The 17,964-nt window shown below is 68.0% G+C and carries 16 protein-coding genes (1 of these 16 running past the window's edge); 5 read left to right on the forward strand and 11 right to left on the reverse strand.

Annotation, left to right across the window (positions count from 1 at the left end; genetic code table 11):
* Window positions 1–46: 46 nt before the first annotated feature.
* Window positions 47–751: a TVP38/TMEM64 family protein gene (locus EI73_RS05860; protein ID WP_034385043.1), complete on the reverse strand. Its 705-nt coding sequence runs from the start codon at window positions 749–751 to the stop codon at window positions 47–49.
* 70 nt (window positions 752–821) lie between these two features.
* On the opposite strand from EI73_RS05860, the gene EI73_RS05865 reads away from it, so the two are divergent.
* The gene (locus tag EI73_RS05865) at window positions 822–1,811 is read left to right on the forward strand and encodes a polyprenyl synthetase family protein (protein ID WP_034385045.1); all 990 of its coding nucleotides are present in this window, start codon (window positions 822–824) and stop codon (window positions 1,809–1,811) included.
* Between the two features lie 21 nt (window positions 1,812–1,832).
* On the opposite strand, the gene EI73_RS05870 is transcribed toward EI73_RS05865, so the two are convergent.
* A complete protein-coding gene (locus EI73_RS05870; RefSeq protein WP_034385047.1) occupies window positions 1,833–2,621 on the reverse strand; it encodes an N-formylglutamate amidohydrolase in 789 nt (262 codons plus the stop codon).
* Window positions 2,622–2,710: 89 nt separating this feature from the next.
* Here EI73_RS05870 and recF point away from each other — a divergent pair, with 89 nt between their 5' ends.
* A complete protein-coding gene (gene recF / locus EI73_RS05875) occupies window positions 2,711–3,787 on the forward strand; it encodes a DNA replication and repair protein RecF (RefSeq protein WP_034385049.1) in 1,077 nt (358 codons plus the stop codon).
* A 25-nt stretch (window positions 3,788–3,812) separates the two neighbouring features.
* Window positions 3,813–4,676 carry a DUF721 domain-containing protein gene (locus EI73_RS05880; RefSeq protein ID WP_034385052.1) on the forward strand — a complete coding sequence of 288 codons (864 nt, stop codon included), beginning with the start codon at window positions 3,813–3,815 and terminating at the stop codon, window positions 4,674–4,676.
* Here EI73_RS05880 and EI73_RS05885 read toward each other — a convergent pair.
* The 9 genes from EI73_RS05885 to EI73_RS05925 form a co-directional block, all read right to left on the reverse strand.
* Entirely contained in the window at window positions 4,673–5,875 is a 1,203-nt protein-coding gene (locus tag EI73_RS05885; RefSeq protein WP_034385055.1) for a class I SAM-dependent methyltransferase, read from the reverse strand. The genes EI73_RS05880 and EI73_RS05885 overlap by 4 nt on opposite strands.
* Window positions 5,876–5,912: 37 nt before the next feature.
* The gene (locus tag EI73_RS05890) at window positions 5,913–7,082 is read right to left on the reverse strand and encodes a phenylacetate--CoA ligase family protein (RefSeq protein WP_051935427.1); all 1,170 of its coding nucleotides are present in this window, start codon (window positions 7,080–7,082) and stop codon (window positions 5,913–5,915) included.
* A gap of 27 nt (window positions 7,083–7,109) precedes the next feature.
* The gene (locus EI73_RS05895) at window positions 7,110–7,952 is read right to left on the reverse strand and encodes an ABC transporter ATP-binding protein (RefSeq protein WP_034385057.1); all 843 of its coding nucleotides are present in this window, start codon (window positions 7,950–7,952) and stop codon (window positions 7,110–7,112) included.
* Between the two features lie 91 nt (window positions 7,953–8,043).
* The gene (locus EI73_RS05900) at window positions 8,044–9,231 is read right to left on the reverse strand and encodes an ABC transporter substrate-binding protein (RefSeq protein WP_034385061.1); all 1,188 of its coding nucleotides are present in this window, start codon (window positions 9,229–9,231) and stop codon (window positions 8,044–8,046) included.
* A 70-nt stretch (window positions 9,232–9,301) separates the two neighbouring features.
* On the reverse strand, window positions 9,302–10,375 hold the full coding sequence (locus EI73_RS05905) for a branched-chain amino acid ABC transporter permease (protein WP_034385064.1): 1,074 nt from the start codon (window positions 10,373–10,375) through the stop codon (window positions 9,302–9,304).
* Between the two features lie 267 nt (window positions 10,376–10,642).
* Window positions 10,643–11,539 (reverse strand): branched-chain amino acid ABC transporter permease, encoded by an 897-nt coding sequence (locus EI73_RS05910; protein WP_156103468.1) that lies wholly within the window; start codon window positions 11,537–11,539, stop codon window positions 10,643–10,645.
* Between the two features lie 54 nt (window positions 11,540–11,593).
* Complete coding sequence (locus tag EI73_RS05915) at window positions 11,594–13,549, reverse strand: AMP-binding protein (RefSeq protein WP_034385066.1); 1,956 nt, start codon at window positions 13,547–13,549, stop codon at window positions 11,594–11,596.
* Window positions 13,546–14,328 (reverse strand): ABC transporter ATP-binding protein, encoded by a 783-nt coding sequence (locus tag EI73_RS05920; protein ID WP_034385068.1) that lies wholly within the window; start codon window positions 14,326–14,328, stop codon window positions 13,546–13,548. The genes EI73_RS05915 and EI73_RS05920 overlap by 4 nt, the downstream gene beginning before the upstream one ends.
* Before the next feature lie 327 nt (window positions 14,329–14,655).
* Window positions 14,656–15,888 (reverse strand): RNA-guided endonuclease TnpB family protein, encoded by a 1,233-nt coding sequence (locus EI73_RS05925; RefSeq protein ID WP_081908968.1) that lies wholly within the window; start codon window positions 15,886–15,888, stop codon window positions 14,656–14,658.
* Window positions 15,889–15,935: 47 nt separating this feature from the next.
* Here EI73_RS05925 and EI73_RS05930 point away from each other — a divergent pair, with 47 nt between their 5' ends.
* Window positions 15,936–17,501 (forward strand): AMP-binding protein, encoded by a 1,566-nt coding sequence (locus EI73_RS05930; RefSeq protein WP_034385070.1) that lies wholly within the window; start codon window positions 15,936–15,938, stop codon window positions 17,499–17,501.
* Between the two features lie 17 nt (window positions 17,502–17,518).
* Window positions 17,519–17,964, forward strand: the 5' portion of a protein-coding gene (locus EI73_RS05935; protein ID WP_034385073.1) for a ribonuclease HII. 184 nt of this gene lie beyond the right edge of the window; 446 of the gene's 630 nt are visible here — the first part of the coding sequence; it begins with the start codon at window positions 17,519–17,521; the stop codon falls past the right edge of the window.

The raw sequence follows: 17,964 nt of genomic DNA on the forward strand, positions 1-17,964 counted from the left end.
GCTCCTCCCGGAAGTGCCCCGCGTCGGGGACGGTTCGCCGCGCAGTTTACTCGACTTTGGCCCCGGTCAGGGCGCGGCGGGCCAGCCACCAGCGTACCCCTACCCCCAGCGCCACACCCGCCGAGAGAAGCCCCAGGCCCCAGGCGAGACGCCGCATGCTGCCACTCAGCCACACCACCAGCGCCGTGACCGGGAGCGCCCCCGCCCCTGTCGCCAGCAAAAAGGCCCGAAAAGGCATGCGCGCCGCACCCGCCACCAGGTTCAGCACGTCGGCCGACAGCACCGGCATCAGGCGCACCAGCAGCACGCCCGACACCCCGTAGCGCAGGGCAAAGGCCTGCGCCGCGCTGCGGGCACGTTCTCCTGCCAGCATCCGCACCAGCGTGTCCCCCAGCGCGCGGCCCAGGCCGTACCCGGCCGCGGCCCCCAGCAGCGTGCCGAGGTACACGAGGAAAAAGCCCTCCACCGGACCGTAGGCCCGTGCCGTCACCGCCGTCATCACCAGTGCGGGCAGCACCGGAAACACCGCCTGAAGCACAAAGCCGAGCAGGATGGCAAGCGGCCCCGCCCAGCCCAGCCCGTCCACAAAGGCCCGGGTGACGGCGGGATCACGGGAGACAAGGGCCAGGTAGGCCCGCTGCACGAAGTCGCGCACCTCCGGCAGCAGCAGCGGCCCAGCGAGCAGGACCACACCCGCCCCCAGCAACACGGCGCGAAGAACACGGGCGGAGCGGGGGGCCGCGAGGGTCACGCCCCCAGTGTAGAGGGAGCATGTGAGAAGCCGGGAGGCGCGCTCGAGCGGCAGGCTAGACTGCTTCCCGATGCACCCCGACCTGCTTCCCCGCGTGCTGTCTCTGCTGCCTGAGCGCCGTGACCGCCCGGAACTGCAAGCCTTTTGGGCCATGCTGCGCGACTATCCCGAGCGCGGCGGCAAAGGCCTGCGCTCCCAGCTGCTTCTCGCCAGTGCCCGCGCCCATGGAGCCTTGCCCGGCACGGCGGCTTGGGAAGGAGCACTGTGGCTCGCGGCGGGTCTGGAACTCTTTCAGAACTGGGTGCTGATCCACGACGACATCGAGGACGACTCGGAGGAGCGCCGGGGCCGGCCCGCCCTGCACCGCCTGCACGGGGTACCCTTGGCGATCAACGTGGGAGACGCCCTGCACGCCTCCATGTGGGCGGCCGTTCACCGCGCGGGGGTGCCGGGCGCCATGGAAGAATTTCTGAACATGGTCTGGCGCACGGCAGAAGGCCAGCACCTCGACCTGACCTGGGTGCAGGAGCGCAGCTGGGCGCTGGGAGAAAGCGACTACCTGGCGATGGTGCGCCTCAAAACGGCCCTGTACACGGTGGTCGCGCCGCTGCGGCTGGGCGCACTCGCCGCCGGGGTGACGCCGGACGAGCGCTTTACGGCGGCGGGTGAAGCGCTGGGCGCAGCCTTCCAGATCCGTGACGACGTGCTGAACCTGGCCGGCGATCCCGCCAAGTACGGCAAGGAGATCGGCGGCGACCTCTGGGAGGGCAAACGCACCCTGATCGTGCTGCACTGGCTGGCTCAGGCGCCACAGGAGCAGCGGCAGGTCTTTTTGGAGCAGATGCGCCGTGACCGAGCCCAAAAGGACGAAACGGCCATGGCGGCCATCCACCGCTGGCTGCTGGCGAGCGGCAGCGTGCAGTACGCCCAGGCCTATGCCGACGCGCAGGCCCGCAAGGGGCTCGCCCAGCTCACCGAGGCGCTGGGGGACGCGCCTGACCCGCAGGCGGCTCAGGAACTCCTCGCTCAGGTGCGGGGGCTGGCGACACGAGAAGCGTAGGGGCGCGGGTCCCGCTTCCCCTCACACCAGTTCCAGCGCTGCGTCCGCAAAGTGCTCGAAGGCGCGGGCCAGTGCGCGGATGTCCTGCGGCCTGGGTTCCCCTTCCTCGCTGAGGTAGAGGGCCACGTTGATCTCCAGCCCGAAGGCGGGCACACCGGTGCGGGCGTTCCAGCGGGCGCTGAGGGTGTCGGTGGTCCAGGGGTCACCCACCGCCACCCGCGTGAGGTCACCCGTCAGGACCGGCGCAAAGGCTTCGGCGCAGGCGGCTTGCAACGCCTCCCAGCGGTTCCGGGGGAAGGTGGGCGCGCGCTCCGTGCCGGGCATCAGCGTCAGGGCGGGGCGCGGCTGGCCGGGGTCCGGGCCGAGGGCCGGGCCGCGCGAGGCCATGCTGTGTCCCACGATCATGAGCGCCGCGCCGTCCAGCTCGGTGCCCACCTGCGCATCAAAGGCGTCCCAGAGGCGGCGCAGCCGACGTTCGCGGCGCCCGGGCGTCAGGGTGAAGCCTGCCGGATAGAGCGGCCGCCGCGCGAAATCGGTCAGCTTCAGCACGCCGTTGTCCGCGTGGTCGTCGCGCTCGCGGTTGAGGTCGGCGGCAAAGCGGCTCCAGGGGGCCTCCAGGTAGCGCGCACCGGGCACCGCGTAGATCAGATCGGTATACGGGTCACCCTCCTTGAAAAGCCGCGTGAGGAAGGCTGCCCGCTTGTTCAGATCGAAGGCGTCCTCGCCCAGCATCTCCCGCAGCACGTCGGCGGGCAGCGCCCCGGACGGGTGCGGCGTGAGGATCAGGAGGCGGTCACGGTCGGGGGGCATGGGGAGGAGGATAAGGGGCAGAGAGCCTTTCTCCACCTCCCTCCCCAACTGCGGCCCACGCACGCCCGCTCCCGCCCCTCGCCGGTACAATGCTGGGTGTGCGGCTCTCGTCTCTTTCCACCCTCAATTACCGGAATCTCGCGCCCGGCACGCTTCATTTTCCGGCGGGCGTGACCGGCGTGTACGGGGAGAACGGGGCAGGCAAAACCAACCTGCTGGAGGCGGCGTACCTGGCGTTGACCGGCCTGACGGACGTGACCCGGCTGGAACAGCTTATTCAGTCCGGCGAGAAGGAGGCGTACGTGCGCGCCGACGTGCAGCAGGGCGGCAGCCTCAGCATCCAGGAGGTCGGGCTGGGGCGCGGGCGCCGTCACCTCAAGGTGGACGGGGTGCGGGCCCGCACGGGCGATCTGCCGCGCGGCAACGCGGTGTGGATTCGTCCTGAGGACAGCGAACTGGTCTTTGGCCCCCCGGCGGGGCGGCGGGCCTACCTCGACGCGCTGCTTTCGCGCCTGAGCGCTCGCTACGGACAGCAGCTCGCTCGCTACGAGCGCACGGTCGCGCAGCGAAATGCGGCCCTGCGTGCCGGGGAAGACTGGGCCATGCACGTCTGGGATGAGCAGCTTGTCAAGCTCGGCACCGACATCATGCTGTTTCGCCGCCGCGCGCTGACCCGGCTGGACGAGCTCGCCCGCGAGGCCAATGCCCAGCTGGGCAGCCGCAAGCCCCTCACCCTGAGCCTGAGCGAGTCCACCACGCCCCAAACCTACGCGCACGACCTGGCCAGCCGCCGAGCCGAGGAGCTGAGCCGGGGAGCCACCGTCACCGGCCCGCACCGCGACGACCTGACGCTCACCCTGGGCGAGTTTCCTGCGAGCGAGTACGCCAGCCGGGGCGAGGGGCGCACCGTCGCGCTGGCCCTGCGCCGCGCCGAACTGGAACTGCTCGCGGAGAAGTTCGGGGAAAAGCCGGTCCTCCTGATCGACGACTTCACCGCCGAGCTCGACCCCGGGCGCCGCAGCTTCCTGCTCGACCTCGCTGCCAGCGTGCCGCAGGCCATCGTGACCGGCACCGAGCGAATTCCAGAAGCAGCGCTGACCCTGCACGCTCAGGCTGGCCGCTTCACCGAAGAAAGCCGCCCGGCAGCGGTGGGGGTGGGGGCATGACCCAGCGGCAGAGCAGAGGTTGCCCATGAGTAAGCCCCGCCGTCTGGGTGGTCCCCGCAACGTCTCAGAGCTGCTGGGCGGAGCGCTGGGGGCCGCGCGCCTGGCCAGGGGCGTGCAGCGGGCGAGGGCGCTGCTGGCCTGGCCGCAAGCGGTTGGACCGGAGATCGCGCGGCTGACGCGGCCACGCACCCAGCACGGGGGCACCCTGTTTGTGGAGGTACGCGACAGCGCGACGGCGCATCACCTCACCCTCCAGCGGCATCACTTTCTCAGGCGCCTCAACGAGCTGCTGGGCGAGGAGCGAGTCACCGAGATCCGCTTCAGTGTGGGCACGGTCCGCGCTCCGGCCGCCGCGCCACGCCTGGCGCCGCTTCCGGCCCCGGACCGCGAGCGCGCCCGCGAACTCGTGCGGAACGTGAACGGTGACCTTCGGGATGTGGCCCTCCGAGCCGCTGAGGCGATTACCCGCGCCCGCAAGTGGCGCGAAGCCCAGGGCTGGCGGGCCTGCCCGGTGTGCGGCGAGGCGAGCCGGGAGCAGCCCTGCCGCGCCTGCCAGCTCACTCTGGAAGACCCCAACGTCAAACGCGCCGCCCGAACGCTGATCCGAGCGCCCGAACGCCTCGCCGTCCTGCCCGCCCTGCTGGGGGACAGCGGAACAAACGCCGCCCGCTTTATCGCACTGGGGCAGCTGGAAGAACAACTCGACCTCCTCGCGCTGGAATGCGTCCGCAGCGGCGGCGAGGAGGGCTACCGCGCCTTTTTGACCCAACAAGCCGAGGTGTACCTCGCCCTGTGGTCCCGCAAGCCCCGCAGCGCCGTGACGCGCCAGGACCGCACGGCCCTGCCCGAACGGGTGCGGCAGGTGCTGGAGGCGGGGCCACCCCGCTAGTGTCCGCCCGCTCGCGTCGCCGACAGCACCTTGAAGCCCCCCTCACGCCGCAGCTCACGCAGCTCTCCCAGGGCACGCAGGGGCGGCTCGTAGGGCAGCGGCTCGTTGGCGACGAGGTACAGCGTCCCACCGGGCTTCAGACGGCGCTCGGCCGCCGCGATGAATTCACGCGCCACATCCAGCACCACACCCCGACCGACATGAAAGGGAGGATTGGTGAGAATCATGTCAAAGGTGCGCTCTCCCAGTGCCGCGTCCACGTCGCTGTGCAGGACTTCTCCGAGCAGGTGGTTCGCCCTGAGGGTCGCTTCGGCACTGCGAACACTTTGAAGGTCTCCGTCCACCAGCGTGGCCTGCGCGCCCCGGAGAGCGGCCCAAGCCCCGATCAGGCCGGTGCCGCAGCCCAGGTCCAAGACGCGTTGGCCGCTCAGCTCGAGGTCATTCAGCGTCTCCAGCAGCAGGGCCGTCGCTCTGTCGGGGCGCGCGGCGCTGAAGACGCCGGGCAAGCCCACCACCCGCACGCCGAACGCCTCATAGCCCTCGGGCTCCGGAGAGGCTGGTGTGGGTCCCGGAAAGCGGCTGAGACGGGCCACGCGCATCCCGCCGTCGCGGGCGACCGTCTCTCCCCGACCAAACGCCCTGGCGGCAATGCGCACGTAGCGGTCAAAGCCCTTGTCACGGTCTCCGGCGAGATAGAGCGTGCCGCCCGGCGGCGTGCAGGCCTGTGCCCAGGCGATCTGCGCGAGGGCATAGGCGTTTCCCCGGTCGCCCGCCAACACCAGGGCCACGGTACGGGCCCGCTCGGGCCAGCGCTCCCGCAGGTCGTCACCCGGCACGGCGGCAAGCGGGTTGAGGCCAGCTCGCTCCAGCACCGTCAGAGCCGCCGCCGAGCCCTCCACGGCGCGCAGCGTCACTCCGGGGAGGCTGGCGAGCAGGCCGCCCAGCGCTGTGAGGTCCAACACGTCGCCCCGCACGCGGTCCCGGCCCATCACCCACGCGAGAAGGGCCTGCGCCGGGTCCACCTCCGGAAACCCGCGCACCCCGGGTTTGGTCAGCGCGTGTAGGCCCTCCAGCCGGGAAGGCAGCCGCGCGGGGCGCACGTCAAAATACGTCCCGGCCTCCGCTTGGCCCAGCCGTTCAGGCTGCCTCCCGCCCGCTGGGCGCTTGACTCTGATGTTCTGTTTGCTCCTGCCATTCACGTTCACAGAGTGGCACAGGACGGGGAGTCAGCGGGCGCTACGTCCGCTCGTCGATCACCCCCCGGCCCTCGTGCGTGGGGTCGAGCGCCAGGGCGTCGAGCCTGACGGCAAACCGGCGCTGAAAGTCCGCCTGCATCGCCTCCAGGTTGACGGGCCCCTCGCCGCGAACGGTGAGCTCCAGACGGTCAGCGCCGCTCCGCGACCAGAGGCGCAGGGTGTGTTCGGTGTGGTCGAGACCGTGTCCAGCCAGCCAGAACGCCACCTCGCGCGGAAAGAGCTTCACGCCCTTCACCTTCAGCATCCCGCCCACGTGACCGAACACGCCGCCCGGCAGGTAGGTCCCGTCCTCCCGCCGTTCCAGCCGAGTCAGGTCTCCGGTCCGAAACCGCAGCAGCGGCATGGCCTCCCGAGTCAGGTGGGTGACGACGAGTTCGCCGCGCTCGCCGTCAGGGACGGGCTGCCCGGTGTCGGGGTCAAGAACTTCCACAAACACCCAGTCGGTGAGGACGCGCAGACCGTTTTGCTCCGGTGTTTCCAGGGCGATCAGGCCCGCCTCGCTCGTGGCGTAGCAGTCGAGCGCCGTGCAGCGCCCCGTTTCACCCGACAGGGCAGCCTGCACCCGTTCCCGGCGACCCGCGACGGAGGTCAGCGGCTCACCCGCCGCGATCAGGAGGTCCACCCGTGCGCCCGCTTCGCCCAGCCGCTGCGCGAAACTCGGCGCGCTCACCAGCACGCGTACACCCAGCTGCCGCAGGGTTTCGAGCTGCGCCTCGGATTCACCCGGCCCAAAAGGAATCGTCTTGGCACCCAGCGTTTCTAACCCGTCTTGCATCAACCAGCCGCCCGCGAAGCGGTGGTAGCCAAAGGCCACCTGAACGTGGTCTTCGGGGCGGATGCCCGCCCGCGCCAAGGCCGCCGCCGCCGCTCGCCCGTGGGCGCGGATATCCGCTCGCGTCGCGTACTCGGGAAGCCAGCCCCCACCCGGATGGGGGGTGAGATGAACCCGCACGGCCCGGGGGTGAGCCAGTTCGCCCGCCGCCCACGCTTCGGTCAGGCGTTCACGGGTCAGAAGCGGGACCGCCCGCCAGTCGGCGTCGTCGGAAACCGTTGCCAGGGCTTTGCGGTACAGGGGCAGGGCACGCAGCCGGGCGAGGAGGCTGGGGGCGTTGGGGGGAGCGTGAACAGAGGGTGCGAGTGTGTCGGTCATGCAGGTCCCCGGGATGCGGCGGCGAGCTCACATCCAGCGCTTGCGGCGCTTGTAGCTTTTCACGTTGCGGAAGCTCTTGCGCTGGCCCTGTTCGGTGACGCCCAGGTAGAACTCCTTGACGTCGGGGTTGCGGGCAAGCGCCGCGCTTTCCCCTTCCAGCACGATGCGCCCGCCTTCCATCACGTAGCCGTAGTCACTGTGGCGCAGAGCGATGTTCGCATTCTGCTCGACGACGAGAACACTCAGGCCCTCCTCGCGGTTGATGCGGCGCACATTCTCGAAAATTTCCTGCACGAGCAGCGGAGCGAGCCCAAGAGAGGGTTCGTCGAGCAGCAGGACCTTGGGATGAGCCATCAGCGCGCGGCCAATGGCCAGCATCTGCTGCTCGCCGCCTGAGGTGTAGCCGGCTTGCCGCGCGCGCAGCATCCGCAGCTTGGGAAAGTAGGTGTAGATGCGCTCGAGGTCCGCTCGCCAGTCCCCGCGCCCCAGAATCGCCCCGGCACGCAGGTTCTCCTCGACGGAGAGATGCTTAAACACCCGGCGGCCTTCCGGCACCTGCACCACCCCGGCCTTGACCACCTCCGAACCGGTCAGGGTGCTCAGAACCCGCTGGCCCAAGGTCACTGTTCCCTCACGGATCTTGCCGTTCTCGGGCTTCAGCAGGCCGGAAATCGCGCGCAGGGTGGTTGTCTTGCCCGCGCCGTTCGTGCCCAGCAGGGCGGTCACGCTGCCCGCGCGCACCGTCAGCGACACGCCGCGCAGCACCTGAATGACGTCGTGATACACGACCTCCACATTGTTCACCGTGAGGTCTGCGGTCGCTGGCCCGACGAGCGAAGCGGCGGCGGGCGGGGGGGAAGAGAGGGTCAAGGGTCAGCACCTCCTGGCTGGGAAAGGGCCGTCTTGGCCGTCACGCGCCTCTGGGGTCAACGAGCCAGACCCCTGCGAAAGGGGGCTCGGCCTAGCGCAGCGGATGTACAAGCTGGAACATCTGGCTTCGCTGCGGTCCCGTGATGGCCTTGAAGTTGCCGGTCTTGTCGGCCTGCAAGAGGCGCAGGCTTTCGGCCCCCACGTGGTCCTTGGCGCTAAAGGTCACGGGACCCACGGTGAAGCCGGGTTGAAAGGCGCGGCTGCCGTTCATGCTGGTCAGGCCCTTGTACAGCCCAGCCGCCGTCAGGTCATTTTTGGCCCGCTTGAGGGCCTCCACGGCGATGGCGGCGGCCAGCATGCCGCTCGTGTAGTGCACGCTGCGAATGGTGTCGGCCTTGCGTCCGTACTGCGCGCCGATCTTCTTCACGAGCTGGATGCCGGGCCGGTCACCCTCGTCGTAGAGGTAGTAGCTCGTGGCCCAGATAAAGTCCTCGGCGGCGTCCCCGGCCAGCTTGGTCAGGTCCTCGCCGCCCGTGTAGTGTGCGCCCATAAACTGCATCTTGCCCAGCAGACCCAGCCGCTTGGCGTCCTTGAGGATGTTCGCCACCGGTCCGGCGGTGTTCTGGTTGATCACGTACTTCACGCCCTGTGACTCGAAGCGGCGCAGCATCGCGGTGTTGTCCAGGTTGTTGCCCCCCACCTCCTGCACGTCTACGATCTTCAGGCCCAGGCGCTGCGCAGCCTTGCGGGCGTCCACCACCGGATCACGCCCAAAGGGACTGGGATTGACCACCAGCGCCACCTTCGCGCCGCGGTCTTTTTTGGCGATGTACTCCAGCAGCGCCACGATGTTCTCGCTGTAGGAGCTCACCGGCAAGAACATGTAGGTGTTGTTCGGCGGATCGATCAATCCGATGTGGTAGCTCGCGGGCAGGGTAGGAACCTTTGTCTCCTCTATCACCCCCTTGAGTTGGAGGTTGCTGCCCGTGCTGTAACTCAGGAAAACGGGCACGTTCATGTTGCCCACGAAGTCTTCGAAGTTGCGCTGCGTGTTCGCGTTGTTGTACTGGTCGTCGCGCACCACGCAGTTCAGCCGCACGCCGGGCAGCAGGTTCTGGGCGTTGGCGTACTTGCAGTAGTCCTCCACACCCGCCGCATAGCTCGCTCCCGCATCCGAGGTGGGGCCGGTGATCGCACCCGACCACGCCAGCGTGACTGTCTTTTGCGCAGCGGCAAGCGAGAGGGCGACGAGGGCAGACAGGGCCAGGGCTTTTTTCATAGGAACCTCCAGGGAGGAAAAAGGGCGAAGGGCAGAGGAGCGGGAGAACGTCAGGGTCACAAGCGGGCAGCTAGAATTTGTACGGCCACCTCTTGAAGTACAGCCGCGTGAGCCGCCACCAGTTGGCCAGGCCGCGCGGCTCGAACATCAGGAAGAGCATGATGGTGAGGCCAAAGGCGAGGGGCCGCAGCGCGGTCGCCACGTCCACCCCTTCCGGGAAGAGGTTTTGGGCACCCAGCCACCCGCTGAGGGCCTCCATGCTGCGGTCGAGCGCCACGATGAAGAGCGGCCCCAGGAAGGAACCCGGCAGGCTGCCCAGCCCGCCCACGATCGCCATCGCCAGCAGTTGCACGCTGACGTGCAGCCCGTAGTCCTCGATCACAACGGCCTTTTGAAAGTAGGCGAAGAGCCCGCCCGCGATGCCCGCGTAGAAGCTGCCCAGCAAAAAGGCCGTGAGTTTCGCCGTACCGGGGTGAATGCCCATCGCGGCAGCGGCGCGGTCGTTGTCGCGAACAGCGATCAGGGCGCGGCCATGCCTGGTCCGCAAGACGTTGCGCCACAGCAGCGCCATCAGCACGAGAACAGGCAGGATGATGTAGTACCAGAACGCGTTGTGGTTGAGAAAGGTGTCGCGGATACCAAACACCTGCACGGTCGGCAGGGAAATCGCGCTCCCCTGCTGCAACACCGGCAGGTGCCCCACCGTCCACTCGAAGATGATCTGGAAAGCGAGCGTAGCGATCGCCAGGTAGAGGTATTTCAGCCGCAGGCTGGGCAGCCCCACCAGGGTGCCGATCAGGGCGGCAACCACCCCACCCAGCGGAATCGCCAGGAAAAAGGGAAGGTTCAGCCGGGTCGCGGCCAGAGCGGTGGCATACGCGCCCACCCCCATAAAGGCCGCCTGCCCGATGTTGATCAGCCCCGTGTATCCGGTGGTGACATTCAGGCCGATCACGGCCACCGCGTAGATCATGATCAGGTTCACGTCCCGCAGCAGCGTCTTGGGGAGCAGCAGCGGGAGGGTGAGCAGCAACAGCACGAACACGATCAGCGAGAGCTGTTCGGCCGCGGTGGCAAAAATCGTCTGGTCCTGCGTGTACCGCGTGCGGTAGTTGCCGGTCTGGGTCAAGCGGGAAGCGGGCATCAGGGGGCCTCCGCTAGGCGGCTTGGCGGCCAGGTCGAAGCAAACGGCGAGACGGCCAGGCGGCTCGGGCACACCGAGCGGCGAGACAGTCTGCTCCGGATTCCGCCCCAGGTGTTCGCCTCCAAGAAAGCGCCCAAGGCGAACGCCATGCTGAAATCCGTCCTTTTTCCTTCTTCCGCCGGTTGGGCTTCACAGGGATGGCATCCCTGCTCAACCGGAATCCGGACGACTCTGCGGCCCGGTAAGCGGGCGGACACGACACAGCGATTACACACGCTCGATCTCCTTCGTTCCGAACAGGCCGTAGGGCCGGAGCAGCAGCACGGCGATCAGGACAATGAAGGGGAACACGTCACGGGTCCCGCCGCCCGGCACGATGGCGTCCAGGTACCCGGCAGAGAGGTTTTCCAGAATGCCGATCAGCATCCCCCCGACAATCGCGCCGATCACGCTATCGAGGCCACCCAGGATCACCACTGGGAAGACTTTGAGGCCGATGCCGGCCAATCCGCCCAGCGTCAGGCCGCTCAGCAGTCCGAGGATGACGCCAGCGGCGGCGGCGGTGAGGCCCGCAGCGGCCCACGCGAGGGCAAAGACGCGCTCGACGCTGGTGCCCACGCTCATGGCGGCCAGCTGGTCATCCGCGACGGCGCGCATGGTGATGCCCAGGGTGGACCGGTTGAAGAAGTAGGTCAAGGCGCCGAGCAGGCCGAGGGCCGCCAGCACCCCGGCGATCTGTGTTCGTGAAAGCGGCGTACCAAACACTTCGAGGCCCGCGCCGCTCAGGACGGCGGGCGTCTGAAAGCTGAAGCTGCCCGCCCCGTAGGGCGTGAGGTGAATCAGGCCGTCGATGACGCTGCTGAGGCCGATGGTCACCATGATGACCGCGATGATGGGTTCCCCCACCATCCGCCGCAGGAACACCCGCTCGATCAGCAGGCCCAGCAGGAAGGTGGCCAGCATGGCGATCAGTCCCGCCAGCCAGAAGTTCACCCCCCGCTGCGTGAGGGCAAAGGCGAGAAAGGCCCCGGTGGCGATGATCTGCCCGTGCGCGAAGTTGATGACGCGGCTGGACTTGTAGATCAGCACGAACCCCAGCGCGGCAAGCGCGTAGATGCTACCGATCACCATACCGGCCAGAAGCAGTTGCGGAAGAAGGTCCACGAAGCTGTCCTTTCTCTCTGTCTTGTGGGGGGTTCACCAAGGGGGCGCCCGGGGTCAGGCACCCACCGCCGCGCGCGGCAGAACCGCCGGAGCCGCTGGGGCGACCTCGCCCGGCACCCGGTGAATGGGCACGTCCGTCTCGACCCGCTGCACCTGCCCGTCTTGGTACCGGAACTCGGCCTGCACGCGCACGCTGTCTGAGCCGTCATACAGGGCGGCGATGATGGGGGCGTACTTCTGGTGGATGGTTCCCCGGCGAATCTTGCCGGTGCGCGTCAGCTCATCGTCGTCCGCATCCAGCTGCTTGTAGAGGAGCACGAACCGCTTGACCCGCTCGTGCGGTTCTAGGCGCTCATTCACCGCCTGCACCTCCCGCGCGATGAGCTCGGCCACCTCGGGTTTGCGGCTGAGGTCCATGTACGTCGTGTAGGCAAGCTGGCGTTTCTCGGCCCACTGCCCGGCGGTGAGGGGGTCCACATTCAGCAGCGCGGTGACGTCCTCCTGACCGTCCCCAAGCACCACCGCCTCCTTGATGTAGGGGCTGAACTTCAGGCGGTTTTCGATAAACTGCGGGCTAAAGCGTTCGCCCCGAGCGTTTTGCATCACGTCCTTGAGGCGATCAATCACGATCAGGTGGCCGTCTTCGGTCAGGCGGCCCGCATCGCCCGAGTGCAACCAGCCGTCCCGGATGGTTTCGGCACTCGCTTCCGGTTTCTTGTAGTAGCCGTGGCACACGGCGGGGCTGCGGCTGATGATCTCGCCTTCCTCACTGATGCGGACCTCGCCGCCGGGAAGAATCTTGCCCACCGTGTCAAAGCGCACGTCGCCGTCGCGGTGCACGTAGGCGATCCCCACGATCTCGGTTTGCCCGTAGATTTGCTTCAGGTTCACCCCCAGGCCGTGGTAGAAGCGGAACACATCGGGGCCGAGGGCCGCGCCGCCGGTGTAGGCTCGGCGCAGACGCAGAAAGCCCAGCTGATCGAGCAGCGGCCTGGTCAGCCCCCAGTACGCCAGCCAGCGCTTCAGGGCGGTGAGCGCGTTCGGTTTCTTGCCGGTCAGGCTGGCGTCAGCGGCATCGGTACTCCACCTCAGCAGCCAGCGGTATACGGCGCGGTTCAGGCTGTAGCTTTCCTGCACGCGCAGGAACATCTGGCTCTGGATGTTTTCCCATACCCGCGGCGGCGCGAACATCACGTGCGGGCCAACCTCGACCAGGTCATGCATGGCCGTCTCGGTGCTCTCCGGGAAATTCACCGTGATTCCGCAGGCCAGCGCCACCGCGACCGTCATCATCTGCTCGCCGATCCAGGCCAGCGGCAGAAAGGAGAGGTAGTCGTCACCGGGTCTGAGGGGGTCCACCTCGCCCAGCGCCTGCCCCATGTAGAGGAGGTTGCGGTGACTGAGCATCGCGGCCTTGGGCAGACCGGTCGTGCCGCTCGTCAGCGAGAAGTGGCAGATGTCGTCCGGCTTGCCGAGGGCGGCCTCCCGCTCGAACACGTCCGAGGCGTCCCGGCGGCCCAGCGCGAGCAACTCCTCAAAGCTGAGGAACCACTCGTCTCCAGCGTGCTTGCGCATGCCGCGCCCATCCTCGTAGATCACCCGGCGGACCTTGGGAAGCTCGTGGCGATGTTCGAGGAGCTTGTCGACCTGCTCCTCGTCCTCGGCGAGCACAACAACCGCGTCGGTGTAGTCCACGACGTAACGGACTTCGGAGGGGGCGCTACTTTGGTACACCCCCACGCTGATCGCCCCCAGCGCCTGCGCGCCCAGTTCCATAAAGACCCAGGCGGGGATGTTTTCCGCGATGATGGCGACCTTGTCGCCCCGGCGCACGCCCAGCGCGTGCAATCCGGCGGCCACCTCGCGCACCCGCTCCAGGTAGGCGGCGTAGGTCGTTTCGTTCCAGATGCCGTATTTCTTGTGGCGCAGCGCGACGGCCTTCGGCGTAAGAGCGGCGCGGCGCGCCAGCAGTTGCGGGATGGTGAGGGCCGTCACGTCACCCAGGCTCATGCGCCCACCGCCTGCGGCTCCGCTACGCCCGTATACGCCTCGATCACCCGCGGATCGCCGCTGACCTCGGCGGGAGTGCCGCCCGCGATGCGCTGCCCGAAGTCGAGGACGTACACCCGGTCACTGATGTCCATCACGACCCCCAGGTCGTGTTCGATCAGCACCACCGTGATTCCCTGCTCACGCTGGATATCGAGGATAAAGCGCACCATGTCTTCTTTCTCCTCGACGTTCATGCCCGCCATCGGCTCATCGAGCAGCAGAAGCTGCGGCGCGAGGGTGAGCGCCCGAGCCACCTCCACCCGCTTCTGGATGCCGTAGCTGAGGGTGCCGACCGGGTGCGTGCGGTAGGGTTCCAGCTCCATGAAGTCCACGATTCGCTCGACATAGGCGCGGTTCTCGGCCTCGCGGCGGCTGGCGCGGCCATAGAAGATCAGGCTGTCCAGCAGGCTGTAGCGCAGGTGCGTATGCCGAGCGAGAAGCAGGTTCTCGACGACGCTGAGGCCCCGGAAGAGTTCCAGGTTCTGGAAGGCGCGGGCAATGCCGTAGCGGGTCACGACGTTGGGCGCGGCGTGCGTCAGGTCGTATTCGCCAAAGGTGATGCGGCCCCGCGTGGGGTGGTAGAAGCCACTGATGCAGTTCAGCAGGCTGGTTTTGCCCGCCCCGTTCGGACCGATGATGCTGACGATCTCGCCTTCCGGCACGGTGAGGCTCACGTCCGTCAGGGCATTCAGGCCCCCAAAGGTGAGCGTGACGTGCTCGACATGCAGTTGCGGCATTTCACCTCCTGTGGGCCGGGGTCAACCGGGCTGGAGAGACAAACCGGAAGGGGCCACAGCTCTGGCACCGCAGTCGGCAGAGCGTGGAACGGCAGAAGCTGTCGGTGCCCGGATTATGAGGGCTGTGCTCTCGTTCACCTTTTTGATTTGTCTAGACAACACAAGCTCTAACGGCAGAGACCGTCTATTGGTCTAGACAGGAAGAAGCATGAAGCTCCTCGCCCTTCGCAGACTGAACGGCGGCCAGACGCTGTCTCCTTTCCTGGTCAGTGCCCCAAGGTTCTTTTTTGACATCCTCCCCACGGCTCAAGCCGGGGGATTCCCCTGCTAGGGGCTTGCGAGGTTAGGGTCTGAATGCAGCAAGCCACATTCCTTTACCCCATCCAGAGCCTCCGACTGGGGAAGCTCCTGGCCCTCAGCGGGCCGGGCCGTGTCAAGCGGCCCCTGCTGCACGGCACGCAGCCCGGCAGCAGCGATGTTCGTGGCTGCATTGATGTCCGCATTTCCACGGAACCCACAGCTCACACATCGAAACTCAGCCTGAGACGTCCGGTTGCTCCGTGTCGCGTGCCCGCAACGGTGGCAGGTCTGAGAGGTCTGGCGCGGGTCAACGAACACCACACCCACTCCAGCCGCCTCCGCCTTGTAGCGCACCTTGTCCACAAGGTCACGGAACGTCCAGCTGCTCATCATCCGGTTGAACCTCTTGCTGCCCCGTACCCGGTCCCGAATCCCATCCAGTTGCTCGAGGGCAATCACGGCGTTCGGGTAGAAGCGGGCCAGGTCCACCAGTTCACGACTGAGCTTGTGGTTCAGGTCGTGCATCCAGCGGCGTTCCTTCCCACCCTGAGCCTTGATGCGGTCGGTGCGGCGGTGGCGCTGGTAACGACGCCGCAGGGAAGCAAAGTGTTCACGGCGATGGCGGACAGGCAGGCCATTCCAGATTTTGCAGCCGTCCGGTGTCACCACCGTTGCCAGCCGGACAATGCCCAAATCCACGCCCAGAACCGTAGGTTCACCGTCACGGACGGCTGGCGTGTGGGGAAGCCGCAAGGGCAGCATGACGAACCAATCCTGCCCGCGCTGGAACAGTTTGGCGTCGCCATGAACGAACTGGAGTTTGGAGGCCAGATGCACAGGAACAGCCAGGGGCAACCACATGGACTCGCCTCGCTTCCCGGTGGAAGCCCGCAGAAAGAAGCGCTCGCCGCGCTTCAGGACGGCGTAGGCGTTGACGCCCAGACCGATGCCCTGCGACTTCCCCACCTTCGGGAAGCCGGCCTTGCGCTTGCCCTTCCGCAGACCCCAGTAGGAGCGTGCGAGCGCCACACCCGCGTTGACCACCATGCGGGCGTAGTCGCTGGGCAGGCCAGCCTTTTCCCGAATGGCGGCGTAGCAGGCGTTGTGGAGCCTGGCGCGGCTGCTGGTCTTCTCGGATTCGGCCACCCTCAAGACCATGCCCACCCCGTCCCGGAACGCCTGCGCGGTGCTGGTCAGCCAGTCGCGTTTGCGTGTGGTCGGGGCGGCGATCTTCAGAATGACCGTTTCCGCCCTGTGCATGAACACAGGATGGCACGGGCATCAGGCTTTTTCCGGGGGCGATTTCGGTGAAGACGCCGCTGACGCCCCTGGAACCCGTGCTGCGCGCGCTGCGCGTGTATCCGTCCCGGCCCGCGCTGATCGAGGCCGACGGTGGCGGACACCTGAGCTATGAAGGCCTCGCCGACCGGACCGCGCGCCTCGTCACGCTGCTGCGCGAGGAGGGATTGACCCCGGGCGGCCATGTCCTGCTGCTCTCGCCCAACACCGCCGATGCCCTGACCGCCTTTCACGCGGTGCCGCTCGCCGGGGGCGTCATCGTGCCGCTGAACCCGCGCTTTCGTGACGCCGAACTGACCTTCCTGAGCGCGCACGCAGATCCGGTGCTCGCGCTGGTGGACGCGGCGCACCTTCCCCGTGTAGCGGCCACGCTGGCCGAGCGGGGAGTGCCGGTGATCGTGACCGGCTCACAGGGGACCCTGGCGCAGCGGCTCGCGCGTGTGCCCCCCGCGCCGCTGACCCTCCCCGACCCACTGGCCGAGAATGACCCCATCAGCGTGAACTACACCTCCGGCACGACGAGCGACCCCAAGGGCGTCATGCTGACGCACCGCGGCGTGTTTCTGAGCGTCACCAACATGCTCTACCACCTGAACCTGCGGCCCGGCAGCGTCTTTTTACACGCCCTGCCCTTCGCGCATGCGAACGGCTGGGGCAGCGTGTGGGCCGTGACGGCAGCGGGCGGCACACACGTCATGTTGCCGGACCCCAGCCCCGCCCAGCTGCGCGGCGCGATCACCGCGCACGGCGTCACCCACCTGTGTGCCTCGCCCGCGCTGCTGGCCCCGCTGGCCGACACCGCCGCGCCGCTGCCCCTCCCCCATCCCGTGCGGGTGATGCTGGCCGGAACAAGTCCGCCGCCCCGCCTCATCACGGCCCTTCAGACCCAGGGCTTCGAGGTACTCCACGGGTACGGCCTGACCGAGAGCAGCGCCCTTGTGACCCTGGCGGACCCCACGCCGGAGACTCAGGCCCTTGCGCCGGAGGAGCAGGTTCGGCTGCTCGCCCGGCAGGGGTACACCATGCTGCTGGCCGGGCAGGTGGCGGTGGTGCGTGACGACGGCACACCCGTGCCACACGACGGCGCGACCCCCGGTGAGATTGTTCTGCGCGGCAACCAGATCATGAAGGGCTACTACAAAAACCGCGCTGCCACCCGCCGCGCCGTGCGGGACGGCTGGCTCCACACCGGTGACGTGGCCTGCGTGCATCCCGACGGACGGCTAGAGATCCTCGACCGCGCCGGAGACCTGCTCAATGTCGCCGGGCAGCCTGTGTCCAGCGCCCAGGTGGAAGCCGTGCTGTACCGGCATCCCAGCGTGCGCGAGGCGGTCGTGGTCGCAGCGCGCGGCGAGGACGGGGACGTGCCCGTCGCCTTTGTGACGCTGCACCCCGGGGCACAGGTGCAGGGCCGGGAGCTGCTCTCCTTTGCCCGCCCGCACCTGCCTCCGCATGCCCTTCCCGCCCGCATCGTGTTTACCCCGGAGTTGCCCAAGACCGCGAGTGGTAAGGTGCTGAAGTACGTGCTGCGCGAACAGGCCCGCGAGCGGGTCGCTGGACAACCGGCAGATTAAAGGCGGTGTCTGCTCCTATGCCTCTTCCCCTCATCACCCCTGATTGGTCCCTCGAGCGCGAACACTGGCGGCGCGGCCACTTTCGTGTGGCGGGCGTGGACGAGGCGGGGCGTGGGGCCTGGGCGGGGCCGGTGACGGTCGCGGCGGTCATCCTGCCCGGCTTGGCGGCCGAGTACCCTTTCCGCGACTCCAAACAGCTCACGCCAGCCCAGCGGGAGGTGTTCGCGGCCCAGGTGCGGCGGGTGGCGGTCGCCTGGGCCGTCGAACACGCCTGGCCGGAGGAGATTGAGCGCCTGAACATCCTGGGAGCCACGCACGCGGCGGCAGAACGCGCCCTTGCCCGCCTCGCTCCCCCGCCGCAGGCCCTCGTCACCGACTACCTGAGGCTGCGCACGGCCCTCCCCCTCCTTGCCCCCCCAAAGGCCGACGCCCTCAGCTACAGCGTCGCGGCAGCCAGCCTGCT

Origin of the sequence: Deinococcus sp. YIM 77859 (assembly GCF_000745175.1) — a bacterium.
GTDB lineage: Bacteria > Deinococcota > Deinococci > Deinococcales > Deinococcaceae > Deinococcus.

Excerpts from the sequence above, each read along its gene's own strand:
- EI73_RS05865 (WP_034385045.1), top strand. The coding sequence starts at position 822 with ATGCACCCCGACCTGCTTCCCCGCGTGCTGTCTCTGCTGCCTGAGCGC.
- EI73_RS05870 (WP_034385047.1), bottom strand. The coding sequence starts at position 2,621 with ATGCCCCCCGACCGTGACCGCCTCCTGATCCTCACGCCGCACCCGTCC.
- recF (WP_034385049.1), top strand. The coding sequence starts at position 2,711 with ATGCTGGGTGTGCGGCTCTCGTCTCTTTCCACCCTCAATTACCGGAAT.
- EI73_RS05880 (WP_034385052.1), top strand. The coding sequence starts at position 3,813 with ATGAGTAAGCCCCGCCGTCTGGGTGGTCCCCGCAACGTCTCAGAGCTG.
- EI73_RS05890 (WP_051935427.1), bottom strand. The coding sequence starts at position 7,082 with ATGACCGACACACTCGCACCCTCTGTTCACGCTCCCCCCAACGCCCCC.
- EI73_RS05900 (WP_034385061.1), bottom strand. The coding sequence starts at position 9,231 with ATGAAAAAAGCCCTGGCCCTGTCTGCCCTCGTCGCCCTCTCGCTTGCC.
- EI73_RS05905 (WP_034385064.1), bottom strand. The coding sequence starts at position 10,375 with ATGCCCGCTTCCCGCTTGACCCAGACCGGCAACTACCGCACGCGGTAC.
- EI73_RS05915 (WP_034385066.1), bottom strand. The coding sequence starts at position 13,549 with ATGAGCCTGGGTGACGTGACGGCCCTCACCATCCCGCAACTGCTGGCG.
- EI73_RS05920 (WP_034385068.1), bottom strand. The coding sequence starts at position 14,328 with ATGCCGCAACTGCATGTCGAGCACGTCACGCTCACCTTTGGGGGCCTG.
- EI73_RS05925 (WP_081908968.1), bottom strand. The coding sequence starts at position 15,888 with ATGCACAGGGCGGAAACGGTCATTCTGAAGATCGCCGCCCCGACCACA.